The organism is Pseudonocardia halophobica (genome assembly GCF_050948485.1).
In the GTDB taxonomy this organism is placed as follows: domain Bacteria; phylum Actinomycetota; class Actinomycetes; order Mycobacteriales; family Pseudonocardiaceae; genus Pseudonocardia; species Pseudonocardia halophobica.
Map to the genome: position 1 here is coordinate 2,794,572 of NZ_CP192046.1, position 13,810 is coordinate 2,808,381.

Annotated in this window: 14 protein-coding genes; 11 read left to right on the plus strand and 3 right to left on the minus strand. The window is 75.6% G+C overall.

The window, feature by feature from the left end:
• The first annotated feature begins 76 nt into the window (after positions 1–76).
• The 4 genes from ACQP04_RS13495 (at position 77) to ACQP04_RS13510 (ending at position 4,628) form a co-directional block, all read left to right on the plus strand.
• On the plus strand, positions 77–1,417 hold the full coding sequence (locus ACQP04_RS13495) for an NYN domain-containing protein (RefSeq protein WP_433507384.1): 1,341 nt from the start codon (positions 77–79) through the stop codon (positions 1,415–1,417).
• Positions 1,418–1,537: 120 nt separating this feature from the next.
• Entirely contained in the window at positions 1,538–1,876 is a 339-nt protein-coding gene (locus ACQP04_RS13500) for a hypothetical protein (RefSeq protein ID WP_433507385.1), read from the plus strand.
• Positions 1,877–2,123: 247 nt separating this feature from the next.
• Positions 2,124–3,353 (plus strand): NlpC/P60 family protein, encoded by a 1,230-nt coding sequence (locus ACQP04_RS13505; protein ID WP_433507386.1) that lies wholly within the window; start codon positions 2,124–2,126, stop codon positions 3,351–3,353.
• A 147-nt stretch (positions 3,354–3,500) separates the two neighbouring features.
• Positions 3,501–4,628 carry a glycosyltransferase family 4 protein gene (locus tag ACQP04_RS13510; RefSeq protein WP_433507387.1) on the plus strand — a complete coding sequence of 376 codons (1,128 nt, stop codon included), beginning with the start codon at positions 3,501–3,503 and terminating at the stop codon, positions 4,626–4,628.
• A 5-nt stretch (positions 4,629–4,633) separates the two neighbouring features.
• Here the strand turns inward: ACQP04_RS13510 and ACQP04_RS13515 are convergent, their stop codons facing one another.
• On the minus strand, positions 4,634–6,445 hold the full coding sequence (locus ACQP04_RS13515) for an AMP-dependent synthetase/ligase (RefSeq protein WP_433507388.1): 1,812 nt from the start codon (positions 6,443–6,445) through the stop codon (positions 4,634–4,636).
• A 202-nt stretch (positions 6,446–6,647) separates the two neighbouring features.
• On the opposite strand from ACQP04_RS13515, the gene ACQP04_RS13520 reads away from it, so the two are divergent.
• The 6 genes from ACQP04_RS13520 to ACQP04_RS13545 all read left to right on the plus strand — a co-directional run bounded on the left by ACQP04_RS13520 (position 6,648) and on the right by ACQP04_RS13545 (position 11,114).
• Entirely contained in the window at positions 6,648–7,061 is a 414-nt protein-coding gene (locus tag ACQP04_RS13520) for a polyketide cyclase / dehydrase and lipid transport (protein WP_433507389.1), read from the plus strand.
• 73 nt (positions 7,062–7,134) lie between these two features.
• On the plus strand, positions 7,135–7,923 hold the full coding sequence (locus ACQP04_RS13525) for a metallophosphoesterase family protein (RefSeq protein ID WP_433507390.1): 789 nt from the start codon (positions 7,135–7,137) through the stop codon (positions 7,921–7,923).
• Between the two features lie 22 nt (positions 7,924–7,945).
• Entirely contained in the window at positions 7,946–8,398 is a 453-nt protein-coding gene (locus ACQP04_RS13530; RefSeq protein ID WP_433507391.1) for an SRPBCC family protein, read from the plus strand.
• A 32-nt stretch (positions 8,399–8,430) separates the two neighbouring features.
• A complete protein-coding gene (locus tag ACQP04_RS13535; protein ID WP_433507392.1) occupies positions 8,431–9,696 on the plus strand; it encodes an ArsA family ATPase in 1,266 nt (421 codons plus the stop codon).
• Between the two features lie 13 nt (positions 9,697–9,709).
• On the plus strand, positions 9,710–10,150 hold the full coding sequence (locus ACQP04_RS13540) for a hypothetical protein (RefSeq protein WP_433507393.1): 441 nt from the start codon (positions 9,710–9,712) through the stop codon (positions 10,148–10,150).
• A gap of 1 nt (position 10,151) precedes the next feature.
• Positions 10,152–11,114, plus strand: a complete 963-nt coding sequence (locus tag ACQP04_RS13545; RefSeq protein ID WP_433507394.1) for an ROK family glucokinase — start codon at positions 10,152–10,154, stop codon at positions 11,112–11,114.
• 4 nt (positions 11,115–11,118) lie between these two features.
• On the opposite strand, the gene ACQP04_RS13550 is transcribed toward ACQP04_RS13545, so the two are convergent.
• On the minus strand, positions 11,119–11,562 hold the full coding sequence (locus ACQP04_RS13550) for a hypothetical protein (RefSeq protein ID WP_051736847.1): 444 nt from the start codon (positions 11,560–11,562) through the stop codon (positions 11,119–11,121).
• Between the two features lie 146 nt (positions 11,563–11,708).
• On the opposite strand from ACQP04_RS13550, the gene ACQP04_RS13555 reads away from it, so the two are divergent.
• Complete coding sequence (locus ACQP04_RS13555) at positions 11,709–12,422, plus strand: lysophospholipid acyltransferase family protein (protein ID WP_433507395.1); 714 nt, start codon at positions 11,709–11,711, stop codon at positions 12,420–12,422.
• A gap of 19 nt (positions 12,423–12,441) precedes the next feature.
• Here the strand turns inward: ACQP04_RS13555 and ACQP04_RS13560 are convergent, their stop codons facing one another.
• Positions 12,442–13,761, minus strand: coding sequence for an ABC transporter substrate-binding protein (locus tag ACQP04_RS13560; RefSeq protein ID WP_433507396.1), 1,320 nt, complete (start codon positions 13,759–13,761; stop codon positions 12,442–12,444).
• Between the last annotated feature and the right edge of the window lie 49 nt (positions 13,762–13,810).

The following is a 13,810-nucleotide window of genomic DNA, read 5'->3' on the forward strand; positions in this document are numbered from 1 at the left end:
TCGAGGCGTGTCGCGGAACGGGTGCGTCGCGGCCGAATCCGTGGCCGCCCGTCCGGATCGGGGATAACCTTGACCGATGTACCCGGAGGACACCGCGCCCGAGCACCCGCAGGGTGCCGCGGCGTCCGCCGGACGCGCCGCGGACCTGGACTGGAACCTCCTCCCGGACCCCGTGCGGCACCGCCTCGCCGAGGTCGCGGGTACCGCGCTCGCCGGTCTCCCGCCGGCCGAGGTGCCCGCCGCGCTCCGCCAGTTCGCCCGTTTCACCCCGGCCAAGCGCGCCCGCCTCGGCGGCACGAAGCTGGTCCGCGAGCTGCGGGACAACGCGAGCTTCCGCACCGCCGTCGTCGCGTGGTGGGAGGAGCACCGGCCCGGCGAGCTCGCCGCGGGACCGGACGAACCCCTCACCGCCGCGGCCGCCGCGGTGCTCACCGGCGCACCCGGCGCGCGGGGTGCGGTCGCCTCCGTCGCCCGGCGCGGCGACGCGGCCGAGGCCCGTGCCGAGCGCGACGAGGCCCTGTCCCGGGCGGACAAGCTGACCGTCGAGGTCGAGCGGCTGCGCGCCGAGCTGACCGAGGCGCGCGACCAGGCCCGCGAGGCCGCCGTGCAGCGGGAGCACGAGGTCGCGCAGCTGCGCCGCAAGGTGTCCGAGCAGGGCAACAAGCTGCGCGTCGCGCTCGACGCGCGGAGCGAGCTGGAGGCGGAGGTCACCCGGCTGCGGGCGGGCGTCGACGACCGGCTGGCCGAGGTCGTGCGGGAACGGGACCGCGAGCGGGAGCGCGCCGAGGAGGAGCGCGCCCGCGCCCAGCGGGCCCAGGCCGAGGTCGCGGCCGCGCGGCAGGCGGCCAAGGAGGCCCGGCAGGGCGACGAGGTGCGGCTCGGGCTGCTGCTCGAGACCCTCGGGGGCGCCGTGCAGGGCCTGCGCCGCGAGCTCTCCCTCGGCGGGGGCGGGCCGCGTCCGGCGGACCTCGTCGCCGGCCCGGACGGCACCCGCGGCACCCCGGTCGTCAACCTCGCGACGCTCGACGCGCTGCTGGCCCTGCCCGCCGCGCACCTCATCGTCGACGGCTACAACGTCAGCAAGACCGGCTACCCCGAGCTGCCGCTGGCCGACCAGCGCACCCGGCTCGTGGGGCAGCTCGGCGCACTCGCCGCGCGGACCGGGGTCGAGGTCACCGTGGTGTTCGACGGCGCCGCGGTCAGCGCCGCGCAGACCCGCGGTGCGCGCGGGGTGCGGGTGCTGTTCAGCGACCCGGGCGTGATCGCCGACGACGTCATCCGCGACCTCGTCGCCGCCGAGCCGCAGGGCCGGCCGCTGCTGGTCGCGTCCTCGGACCGCGCGGTCGCCGCGTCCGTGCGTCGTCGCGGGGCGCACGCGGTGCCCTCCTCCGTGCTCCTCGGCCGCCTCCGCTCCTGATCTCGCCCCTGATCTCCGCCGGGCCCGTCCGCGCAGGTCGAAGGCCTGTTCTCCGGAAACTGTCGGTGCCGCTCCGTACGGTGCGCCCCGAGGAGATCACCGGAGGCGAGGAGCGACACGATGATCGTCGACTGCGACAGCTGCGAGGCCCGCGGGCGGTCCTGCGGGGACTGTGCGATCGGGGTCCTGCTGGGCATGCCCGGGATGCCGGCGGAGGTGCCGTCGGCGGCGCCCGCCGCGAGCTCGCCGGACCCGGCCGACGGGGAGGGGGCGCTCGCCGTGGGCGACGAGTACCTGCCGTCCGGCGCGCCACGGGTACAGCTCGACGCAGCCGAGCGGCAGGCGTTGGCCGTCCTGGCGGACCAGGGGCTGCTGCCGCGGTTGCGCTTGGTCCCGACGCGTACCCGCACCGTCACCGACATCGGGGGTGGCACGGCCGATCGCCGCAACGCTGTGTAGCGAACCGGGGCACCGTTCGCGCCGGGAGGTCACGATCGGCGACGAGCGGGCGGACGACCGCTCACGGCACGGGCCACCGGCCGAGTCTGGACGGGTGAATCACACGCTCGTAATCTTCCCGCGACCTTACGTGATCGGCCGTCGTCCCCAGGGCGGCCCGTGAGGTCACCGCCGCGGCGCCCCGGCGCCCCACCGCCCGGGACCCCCGACCCGGGCACGGCGGGTGCGAGGAGGAGGTCACGTCCGCGTGCTGTCGTCCCGAGAGCGGAGGACCCGGCGGGCCGGAGCGGCCCGGTCCGGCGCGCGGACCGGTGCACGGGCCGCCGCCCGGGCCTCGGTGTCGGTCGCCCTGGTCGCCGCCGCGGTCGTCGCGTTCCCGGCGGGTACCGCGGCCGCGAACCCGATCCTGCCGGGCATCCCCGGCGTGCCCGCGCCCGTACCCGCTCCCGCCGATCCGGCGGCCCCGGCCGCGCCGGGCGCTCCCAGGGACCCTGCCGCGCCGGCGGCGCCCCTCGCGCCCGAGGTGCAGGTCCCGGCCGCGCCCGAGCCGCCCCGCACTCCGGAGGAGGCACGGCAGCGGCTCAACGACGTCCGGCACGAGGCCGAGGCGCTCACCGAGCAGTGGCACGCCGCCGCGGACGACCTCACGGCCAAGCAGACCGAGGCCGACCGGCTCCGCGAGGCGGTGGACCCGCTGCGGGCCGCCGCGGACCAGGCCCGCGGGGACGAGGAGACCTACCGCGAGACGCTCGACGGCGTCACGCTCTCCTTCTACGAGAACGGCCGGCTGGACCAGTTCAACGCCCTGCTCGCCAGCTCCTCCCCGCAGGCCTACCTCGACCAGATGTCGGCCCTCGAGACGCTCTCGGCGGACCGGCTCGTCGTGCTCGCCGACCTGACGGACAAGGTCGACCGCGCCGCGCACACCCAGGCCGAGGCGGACGACGCGACCCTGCGCGCCCGGACCGCCGCCGACGACGCCCGCCGGGCCGCGGACGAGATCGGGACCCGCAAGGCCGACGCCGAGAAGCGGATCGGCGAGGCCGAGGCGCTGCTCCGCCAGCTGAGCCCGGCCGAGATCGCGGACCTCAACGGGCCCGCCGAGGACGCGCCGGACATCCTGCTCGGCAGCGGCGTGGGCGCCGACGCGCTGCGGGCGGCCGCCACCAAGCTCGGCCGCCCGTACGTGTGGGGCGCCAGCGGGCCGGGCTCGTTCGACTGCTCCGGGCTGACCTCGTGGGCGTTCAAGCAGGCCGGGATCACGCTCCCGCGCTCGAGCAGCGCGCAGTCCCGGGTCGGCACGCCGGTGTCCTGGAGCGACATGCGGCCCGGCGACCTCGTCTTCTACTACTCCCCGGTGAGCCACGTCGGCATCTACGCCGGCGGCGGCAAGATGATCAACGCGCCGCAGAGCGGCGACGTCGTCAAGTACCAGACCGTGTCGCGCAGCGCGTTCACCGGCGCGCGGCGCCTCTGACCTCGTCCGCTCCCCGTGCCGCCGGCGGCCGGTTCGCCTCCCGCGATCCGGCCGCCGCGGACCTCCGCGACGCACGCGGCCCGGGATGCCGCACTGCGCCCGGCGGTGGGGCGCAGCGCGGCATCCCGGGCCCGCTAGGTTCGCCGGGTGGCCCGCACGCTCCTCGTCACGAACGACTTCCCGCCCCGGCGGGGTGGCATCCAGAACTACCTGCGGGCCCTCGCCGACCGGCTGCCGCCGGGGGAGCTGGCCGTCTACGCCCCGGCGTGGGAGGGCGCGGCCGGGTTCGACGCCGGCCTCGACTACCCCGTCCATCGGCACCCGACGTCGTTGATGCTGCCGGTGCCCGACGTCGCCCGGCGGGCGGCCGGGTACGCCCGCGAGCACGGCGCCACCACCGTCTGGTTCGGCGCGGCGGCACCGTTGGCGCTGTTGGGGCCGGGGCTGCGCCGGGCCGCGGGCGTCGATCGGGTCGTGGCCAGCACGCACGGGCACGAGGTGGGCTGGTCGATGCTGCCCGGCGCCCGGCAGGCCCTGCGCCGCATCGGCGACGACGCCGACGTCGTCACGGTGGTGTCGCGCTACACGCGCGGGCGGTTCGCGTCGGCCTTCGGGCCGCGGGTGGCGCTCGAACACCTGCCGCCGGCCGTCGACACCGAGGTCTTCCGGCCCGACCCGGCCGCCCGGGACACGCTGCGGGCGCGGTACGGGCTGGGGGAGGCCCCGGTCGTGACGTGCCTGTCCCGGCTGGTGGCGCGCAAGGGGCAGGACGCGCTGATCGAGGCCCTGGCCCCGCTGCGCGAGCGCGTTCCGGGCACCGGGCTACTGATCGTCGGGGACGGCCCGGACCGGGACCGGCTGCCCCGGCTCGCGCAGCGGCACGGGGTGGGCGAGAACGTGGTGTTCACCGGGCCGGTGCCCGCCGACGAGCTCGCCGCGCACCAGGCGGTGGGCGACGCGTTCGCGCTGCCCTGCCGGACGCGCGGCGGGGGGCTCGACGTCGAGGGCCTCGGCATCGTGCTGCTCGAGGCCTCGGCGTGCGGGGTGCCGGTGGTGGCGGGGGACAGCGGAGGGGCGCCGGAGACGGTGCGCGAGGGCGAGACGGGGCACGTCGTCGACGGCCGGGACCGGGACGCCCTGGTCGACGCCCTCGCCGACCTGCTCGTCGACCCCGACCGCGCGCGGAAGATGGGTGCCGCCGGCCGGGCCTGGATGCAGGAGGAGTGGACCCTCCCCACCCAGGTCGCCCGGCTGCGGGCCTTCCTCGCCGGGTAGACCCCTTACGCCGGCTGCGGGGTCTCGGCGGGCGCGTAGATCGCGGCGATCTCGGCGGCGTACTGCTGCGCCACGACCGCGCGCTTGACCTTGAGCGTGGGCGTGAGCTCCCCGCCCGCCTCGGTGAAGTCGACGGGCAGGATGCGGAACCTGCGGATCCGCTCGGCCCGCGACACCGCCTGGTTGGCCTCCTCGACCGCGGCGGCGATCTCGCCGCGCAGCTCCGGGTCGTCGACCAGGTCGGCGGCCGAGGCCGGGTCGCCCGTGGCGGCCTTGCCGTGGCGCTCGCGCCAGCCGGGCAGGGCCTCCGGGTCGACGGTGACCAGCGCACCGATGAAGGGCTTGCCGTCGCCGACGACCATGCACTGGCCGACGAGCGGGTGCGCCCGCAGCCGGTCCTCCAGCACCGCGGGGGCGACGTTCTTGCCGCCCGCGGTCACCAGGATCTCCTTCTTGCGGCCGGTGATCGTGAGGTAGCCGGCGTCGTCGAGCTCGCCGATGTCGCCGCTGTGGAACCAGCCGCCCTCGAGCGCCTCGGCGGTGGCCTTCTCGTTCTGCCAGTAGCCGCGGAACACGATGTCGCCGCGGAGCAGGATCTCGCCGTCGTCGGCGATCCGGACGCCGTGGCCCGGCACCGGCCGGCCGACCGTGCCGACCCGCTGCGCCGACAGCGCGTTGACGGTGATGCCGGCGCTGGTCTCGGTGAGGCCGTAGCCCTCGAGGATCGGCAGCCCGATGCCGCGGAAGAAGTGCCCGAGGCGCTCGCCGAGCGGGGCGCTGCCGGACACCGCGGCCACGACCCGGCCGCCGGTCGCGGCGCGCAGCTTGCCGTAGACGAGCTTGTCGAACAGGGCGTGCCTCACCTTGAGCCCGAGGCCGGGGCCTCCGGTGTCCTGCGCCTGCGACCAGGCGATCGCGGTGTCCGCGGCGGCGTCGAAGATCCGGCCCTTGCCCCCGTCGTGCGCCTTCTGCCGGGCGCCGTTGTAGACCTTCTCGAACACGCGCGGGACGGCGAGCAGGAAGGTCGGGCGGAAGGTCTGCAGGTCCGGCAGCAGGTTCTTGGTGTCCGGGGTGTGCCCGATGACGGTGCGCGAGGCGATGGCGCCGCACTGGATGACCTTGCCGAAGACGTGCGCCAGCGGCAGGAACAGCAGCACCGAGCCCGTGTCGGTGAGCAGCTCGGAGAGCACCGCGCGGGTCGACGCGATCTCGGTGAGCAGATTGCGGTGGGTCAGCTCGCAGCCCTTGGGGCGGCCGGTGGTGCCCGACGTGTAGATCAGCGTGGCCAGGTCGTCGGCCTTCACGCCCCGGCGGCGTTCGTGGACCTGCTCGTCCGCGAGGTCCTTGCCCGCGGCGACGAGCTCGTCGACCGCGCCCGAGGCGATCTCCTTCACGAACTTCAGCGTGACGCCGGCCTCGGCGACCAGCGCCGCGTGGTCGGCCGTCTCGACGACGATCCCGACCGCGCCGGAGTCGGAGAGGATCCACTCGATCTGGGAGGCGGAGGAGGTCTCGTAGATCGGCACCGTGACCCCGCCGACGGCGAGGATCGCGAAGTCGACCAGCGTCCACTCGTAGCGGGTGCGGGACAGCAGCGCGACGCGGTCGCCCGGCCCGACGCCGGAGGCGATCAGCCCCCGCGCGACCGCGGTGACCTGCGCGGCGAACTCGGCGGCGGAGACGTCCCGCCAGCCGCCGCCCTCCTGGACGCGCAGCAGCGTGGTCCGCGGGACCTCGGCCTCGTTCGCGTAGACGGCGTCGAGGAGGTTCTCCTCCGGACCGACCGTGACGGTCGCCGGGACGCTGTACTCACGCACGATCCTGACCTCCTGGCCGGCGTTGGCAGGTTACTCGTGAGGAAAGATAGCGCGTCGCCGCACGGATCGGCAGGGCGCCGAGTGTCCGGCTTGTCCGGTTCGCCCCGCCGGGCCCGCGCGGCCCCCGGTCCGGCCCGTCCGGGCCCCCGTCGCAGGTCCCGCAGGTCGGGGCGGGAGGATCGGGCCCGCGAGGAGGTGGCCGGTGCCCAGTGTGGACGTGGTGGACGAGACATTCCTGGCCGTGCCCCCTGCGCGCGTCGCGGCCGAGTTCGCCGACCCGCGGGCGTGGCCGGCGCTCTGGCCGGACCTACGGCTGGAGGTGCTCGCCGACCGCGGCGTCGAGGGCGTTCGCTGGACCGTGGGCGGCGCGCTGACCGGGAGCATGGAGGTGTGGCTGGAGGCCGTGCTCGACGGCACCGTCGTCCACTACTTCCTGCGCGCCGACCCCACGGGCCCGGACGGCCTGCCGGCGCGGTGGCCGCGCCGCCGTGCCACCGCCGAGACCCGGCGCCGGCAGCGCGCCGCCAAGCGGATCGCGTTCGCGCTCAAGGCGCGGCTGGAGGCGGGGCGCGCGCCGGGCGAGCCCCCGCCGACGGACCTGACGCGCCGGGCCTGACGCGCCGGGCATGACGGACCGGGCCCGACTCGCCGGGTCCGGCGGAACGAGGCTGACGTAGCGTCTGCAGATCATGCGGGTGCATGTGGTCTCCGACGTGCACGGCAACGTCGAGGCCCTGGCCAGGGCGGCCGACGGCGCCGACGCGGTGTTCGTGCTCGGCGACCTGATCGACTTCGTGGACTACCGGAACCCCGAGGGCGGCATCCTGGGCCGCGTCCTGGGGCCCGAGGTGAGCCGGCGGTTCGGCGAGGTGCGCCGGTCGGGCGGCCCCGGCGACCTGCGGGAGTTCGCGCGGCAGGCCTGGTCGCGCATCCCCGACCCGGCCGCGGTGATCGAGGAGGCCATCGCCGAGCAGTACGAGGCGATGTTCCCCGTGCTCCCGGACCCGACGTGGGCGATCCCGGGCAACGTCGACGTCCCCGACCTCTGGCCAGCGCACGTGCGGCCCGGCACCCGGGTTCCCGACGGCGAGGTGGTCGACATCGGCGGGCTGCGCGTCGGGTTCGTGGGCGGGGTGCCGCTGCCGCCCGGCTTCCCGCCGCGCAAGGGTGGGCCGTGGCGCCCGCACCTCGTCCCGTCCGAGGACTACGTGGCCGCGGTCGGCAAGCTCACGGACGTCGAGCTGCTGTGCACCCACGCCCCGCCCGCGGTCCCGGCCCTGCACTACGACGTCGTCACGAAGCGCCGTGAGCTGCCCGGCCAGGGGCTGGTGGAGCTGATCGAGCGGGACCGGCCGCGCGCCGCGCTGTTCGGGCACGTCCACCAGCCGCTGGCGCAGCGGGCCCGGCTCGGCCCGACCGAGTGCGTCAACGTCGGCCACTTCCGGAAGACGGGCGAGCCGTACGTACTGCGCTGGTGATCCGCCCGGTAACGTGCGCGGCATGGCCGACGCGACGACGTCCTCGATCACCATCGACGCCGACCCCGAGACGGTCATGGCGGTCATCGCGGACTTCGAGGCCTACCCCGAGTGGGCGGACCAGGTGAAGACGGTCGAGATCCTCGACAAGGGGGCGAGGTCCGACCCCGCCCGTGCCGACCGCGTCCGGTTCTCCATGGACGCCGGCCCGATCAAGGACACCTACACGCTGGACTACGACTGGGCGTCCGACGGCCGCTCGGTCAGCTGGACCCTGGTCAAGGGCCAGATGCAGAAGGCGCAGAACGGCTCCTACACCCTGGAGTCGGCGGGCGGCGCGCCCACCACGGTGACCTACAGCCTCGCCGTGGACCTCAACATCCCGATGATCGGCATGTTGCGCCGCAAGGCCGAGAAGGTGATCATCGACACCGCGCTGAAGGGTCTGAAGCGCCGCGTGGAGAGCCGCTCCTGAGCGCACGCCCCGTGGCGGCTACGCTGCCGCCCGTGCGGGTCGTGCTGTTCACCGGCAAGGGGGGCGTCGGGAAGACGACGCTCGCCGCGGCCACGGCCGCCCGCCTGGCGCGCTCGGGGCGCAAGACCCTCGTCGTCTCGACCGACCCCGCGCACTCCCTCGGGGACGCGCTCGGCGAGCGCCTCGACGACACCACCGAGAACGAGCCGGCCGACCTCGGCAGCGGGCTGTTCGCCGCGCACGTCGACACCCGGGTGCTGCTCGACGACACGTGGGCCGAGCTACAGGGACACCTGCGCACGGTGCTGGCCGGGGCCGGGATCGACGAGCTGGTGGCCGACGAGCTGACCGTGCTGCCGGGCGTCGAGGACCTGCTCGCGCTCGCCGAGGTGCACCGGCTCGCGACCTCCGGGCTGTGGGAGGTGGTGGTGGTCGACTGCGGCCCCACCGCCGAGACGCTGCGCCTGCTCGGCCTGCCCGAGGCGCTGTCCGGGTACCTGGAGCGGCTCTTCCCCGCGCACCGCCGGGCGGTCCGCGGGATGATCGCCGGGCTGGCCTCGGGACGGGCCGGCGCCGAGCGGTCCGCGGGCTGGGACCGCACGGTCGACGCCCTGGACCGGCTCGCCGCGCAGCTCGCCGGGCTGCGCGCCATGCTGGCCGACCGCGAGGAGACCTCGATCCGCCTGGTCCTGACCCCCGAGCGGGTCGTCGCCGCGGAGACCCGGCGCACGCTGACCGCCCTGGCCCTGCACGACCTGCAGGTGGACGGCCTGGTGGTCAACCGGGTCATGCCCGCGCCGCCGCCGTCGCTGCGCGGGCCGACCGCGCGCTGGCTGCGCGAGCGGCACACCGAGCAGCAGGCCGTGCTGGCCGAGGTGCGGGCGGAGTGCGGGGACGCCGTTCCGCTCGCGACCGTGCCCTACACCGCGGCCGAGCCGACCGGCGTGGAGGCGCTCGTCGCGCTCGCCGGGAGCCTGTACGGGACGGCGGACCCCGCGGCCCCCGGCCCTGCCACCGGCCCGGTCCTGCGGCTCGAGCGCACCGCGGGCGACGGCACCTCCGCCGACTCGGAGTTCGAGCTGGCCCTGCGGCTGCCCGGTGCGGCCGACGGCCCGCTGGACCTCACCCGCGTCGGCGACGAGCTGGTGGTCACCGTGGGCGCCACGCGGCGGCGGGTGAGCCTGCCGGCCGTGCTGCGCCGGTGCGAGGTCACGGGCGCCCGCCTGGTGGGCGAGGGCCATGCGACGGACCTGGTCGTGGTGTTCGCGCCGGACCCGGCGCTCTGGATGCGGCGATGAGCGGGGGACCGGGTTGAGCTGCGCCCACTCGGAGGCCCTCACCCGTGAGCTGCGCGCCCTCGCCGTGGCCGCGCTCGACCGGGTCGGCCCGCTGGTCGACGCCGCGCGTTCGGGAGAGGACGGCACGCCCTCGAGCTGCGCGTCGTGCCCGGTCTGCGCCCTGCTCGCGCTGCTGCGCGGCGAGCGCCCCGAGCTGGCGGTGCGGCTGGCCGAGCACGCGGCGGGACTGTTGACGGTGCTGCGGGCGTTGGTGGAGGAGCTGCCGGACCCGGCGGCGGAGGGAACGGCCGGCAGTGCTGCGGGGCGTGGATCCGAGGAAGAGAGCGGACATGGCACGACCCCTGACGGACCCGGGGATCCCGGCGGGGATCACGGCGAGGCCGGTGACGAGGGACGACGGGCCCGGCCCGGGACGTCGCGGCGGGTCCAGCACATCCGCGTGGTGCGGGCCTGACGTGCTGACGGTCGGAGTGGACGTCGGCGGCACGAGCGTGCGCGCCGGGGTGGTCGACCCCGAGGGCGGGGTCATCGACAGCGCGACCGCGGCCACGCCCAAGAGCGACGAGGCCCTCGAGGCGACCATCGCCGCCTGCGTGACCGAGCTCGCGAAGCGGCACGACGTGTCCGCGGTCGGCCTGGCCCTGGCCGGGTTCATCGACGCGGACCGCGGCCTGGTCCGCTTCGCGCCGCACCTGTCCTGGCGAGACGCGCCGGTGGCCGACCGGATGCACAAGCGTCTCGGCGTGCCGGTCGTCGTCGAGCACGACGCCAACGCCGCCGCCCTCGCCGAGCGCCGCTACGGCGCCGCCGCGGGCGCGTCGACCGTCGTCTTCGTGGCCCTCGGCACCGGGATCGGCGGGGCCCTGCTGCTCGACGGCGCGCTCTTCCGCGGTGCGTTCGGGGTGGCGCCGGAGTTCGGGCACGTCCGCGTGGTGCCGGACGGCCGCCCCTGCGAGTGCGGCAAGCGTGGCTGCTGGGAGCGCTACTGCAGCGGCACCGCGCTCGCCACCACCGCCCTGGAGATGCTCGCCGACCCCGACGCGACCACCTCGGTCCTGCATCGCGAGGCCGCCCGCGACCCGGGCCGGATCACCGGCCAGCGGGTGGCGGCCGCCGCACGCGACGGCGACCGGCTGGCCCGGCGTGCGGTCGCCGAGATGGGCCGGTGGCTGGGGGAGGGCCTGTCGCTGATCGCCGACGTGTTCGATCCCGAGCTGGTCGTGATCGGCGGCGGGGTGTCGGTGTCGGCGCCGCTGTTCCTCGACGAGGCCCGCGAGCACTACGCCCGGATCGTCACCGGCGCGGGCAACCGGCCGCTGGCCCGCATCCGCACCGCGCAGCTCGGCTCCGCGGCCGCGGTGGTGGGGGCGGCCGAGCTGGCCCGCGAGGCGGTCCTGACGGGCGGGGCGGCGCGCTAGACCGTCAGACCGTGCCCTCGTCGTCGTACGGGTCCACGTCCTCGTCGGCGGGCTGCCACAGCCGCATCAGCAGCCAGGTGAGGCCGCCGGCGATCGCGACGAGGCCGAGCGGCAGCCCGTAGACCGAGGACATCCCGATCCACTGCGGCGCCGCGACCAGGACGATCCCCAGCACGACCAGCACGAGGCCGACCCCGACGGCGGCGCCCACCCGCGGCAGCGGCGGCGGCTCCGGCGGGACGTAGTGCTCCTCCGGGTCCTTGCGGGGATCGATCTCGGGGACGGGCGGCGGCTCGGCTGCGGCCCCGTCCTGCGCCCCGCCCGGCCAGCGGGGGACGGTGCCCTCCGCCTTCCACGAGGCCACGACCTGCTCGAAGGGATCGGGGTCCGACCGGCGGCCCTCGCGTCCCGGGTCGCCCTGCACGCCCTCCGGCTCGCCCGTGCTCATGCTCGCGGCCTCCTCGGGGTCTGCGGGGACAGACCCGTGCATCCTGACACGGACGCGCCCGCCACGGGTGCCGGGAGTCCCCTTGTTGTCGCACCGGCGCGACGCTCCGTAGGCTTGGGCTCCCTGCGGTGAGGAGGCCCTGTCCGGTGCTGTACTGGTGGTCGAAGTACGTCCTGCTCGGCCCGTTGCTCCGGATGTTCTGCCGCCCCACCATCGAGGGCCTGGAACACATCCCGGCCTCGGGTGCCGCGATCCTCGCGAGCAACCACCTGGCGGTGGCCGACTCCTTCCTGCTGCCCCTGCAGGTGCCGCGCCGGATCACGTTCCTGGCCAAGCGCGAGTACTTCACCGAGCCGGGGCTGAAGGGCTTCGTGAAGAAGCAGTTCTTCAGCGGCGTCGGGCAGGTCCCGATCGACCGGTCCGGCGGCAACGCGGCGCAGGCGGCGATGGACACCGCGGTGCGGCTGTTGCGCGAGGGCAAGCTCCTCGGCATCTACCCCGAGGGCACGCGCTCGCCGGACGGGCGGCTCTACAAGGGCAAGACCGGGGTGGCCCGGATGGCGCTCGAGGCCGGCGTGCCCGTCATCCCGGTGGCCATGATCGGCACGGACAAGGTCAACCCGATCGGCTCGAAGATGTGGCGGCCCGGGCACGTGCACGTGCGGGTCGGGGCGCCGCTGGACTTCTCCCGCTACGAGGGCATGGCGGGGGACCGGTTCATCGAGCGGTCCATGACGGACGAGATCATGTACGCGCTGATGGAGCTCTCCGGACAGACCTACGTGGACCTGTACGCCGCGTCGGTCAAGGAGAAGGCCGAGCACGCCAAGAAGGAGCAGCAGGGCAGAGCGGCCGCCTGAGCCGCCCGACCGGGCCCGGTCAGCCTGCCGAGACCGCCGCGTTGGCCGCGTCCTGCGCCTGCTGCAGCCCGGGCCCGACGGGCACCCGGCCGGCGAACACCTCGCCGAGGACCGGGTTGAAGGCCCGCAGGCCGGTGCCGAACTTCGGACCCATCGGCGGGTCGATCGTCGCGGTGCCGCCGAGGCTGCCGAAGTACCCGGTCTCGACGCCGCGCTCGCGCCAGTAGTCGAAGAACTTCTGCTGCGACCCGGTCACCGCCGGGAGCGCAGCGCCCCGCCCGCCGACGGGGTCGGCGCCGGGCTCGGAGCCGATCCAGTCCAGGACGCGCGCCACGGCCTCGGGGTGCGGGGTGCGCGCGTTGCCCGCCGCGATCACGCTGTTCACCACCGACACCCGGCCCGCCGGCCCGGCGACCATCGGCGCCACGCCCCACTCGAACGTCGCGCCGTCGGCCACGTTGCGCAGGTTGTAGGTGCCGGACTGGAACACCGCGAGCCGCTGGTCGAGGAAGGCGTCCCGGCCGTAGTCCGGGTTGACGTTGGTGTCGTCCGCGTCGGGCGCGACGTGGTGGGTGTTGATCAGGTCCACGAGGTACTGGAAGGCCTGCGCGGACCGCGGCTCGGCGAACGCGAACGTGCCGTCCGGCTGCTGGAAGCGTCCGCCGTTGGAGCCGACGAAGTCGTAGTAGATCGCCTGCAGGTCGCGGCCGGCGTTGAAGCCGTACCGGGCCACGTTCGCCGGGTCGAATCCGGGCTGGTCGGCGGTCCGGCCCTGCGCGTCGACCGTCAGCTTCTTCATCGCCGGCAGGAAGGTGTCCTTCGCCGGGTCGAGATCCCAGGTCAGGGCCGCGGGGTCGACGCCGGCGTCGGCCAGCATCCTCTTGTTGTAGTAGGTGACGATCCGGCCGTCCGTGAGCGCCGGGACGCCCCACAGTGCGCCGTCCCGGGTGTACTGGTCGACGGCCGCCGGCACCCAGTTGCGCGTGCGGCCCGGCAGGATCCGGCCGACGTCGACCAGCGCGCCGGAGTCGGCCAGCGCGCCGAAGTACGCCGAGTTCAGCCAGAAGATGTCGTCGCCGGTCCCGTTCGCGAGCTGCGCGTTGAGGCTCACGAAGTAGTCCGCGTAGGGCACGACGTCGAGGTCCACCCGGATGTCCGGGTTCTGCCGCTCGAACTCCGCGAACGAGGTGCCGTAGGCCTTGGCCACCTGGTCGTCCCACAGCCGCAGGGAGATCGTGGTGGCTGGAGCCTGGGGCGGGCCCGCGCACGCCGCGGCGAGCACGGCGCAGAGCAGCACGAGAAGCCCCGGGAGCAGGGCGGTGGGGGAGCGGCGGCGCATGGGTTCTCGCTCGGGGTGCGGCGGGAGTGCGGCGGTTCACCGGGAAAGT

What these genes read in the sequence shown, in the direction of transcription:
- ACQP04_RS13495 (WP_433507384.1), top strand. Translation starts at nt 77, where the DNA reads ATGTACCCGGAGGACACCGCGCCCGAGCACCCGCAGGGTGCCGCGGCG.
- ACQP04_RS13500 (WP_433507385.1), top strand. Translation starts at nt 1,538, where the DNA reads ATGATCGTCGACTGCGACAGCTGCGAGGCCCGCGGGCGGTCCTGCGGG.
- ACQP04_RS13525 (WP_433507390.1), top strand. Translation starts at nt 7,135, where the DNA reads ATGCGGGTGCATGTGGTCTCCGACGTGCACGGCAACGTCGAGGCCCTG.
- ACQP04_RS13530 (WP_433507391.1), top strand. Translation starts at nt 7,946, where the DNA reads ATGGCCGACGCGACGACGTCCTCGATCACCATCGACGCCGACCCCGAG.
- ACQP04_RS13550 (WP_051736847.1), bottom strand. Translation starts at nt 11,562, where the DNA reads ATGAGCACGGGCGAGCCGGAGGGCGTGCAGGGCGACCCGGGACGCGAG.
- ACQP04_RS13560 (WP_433507396.1), bottom strand. Translation starts at nt 13,761, where the DNA reads ATGCGCCGCCGCTCCCCCACCGCCCTGCTCCCGGGGCTTCTCGTGCTG.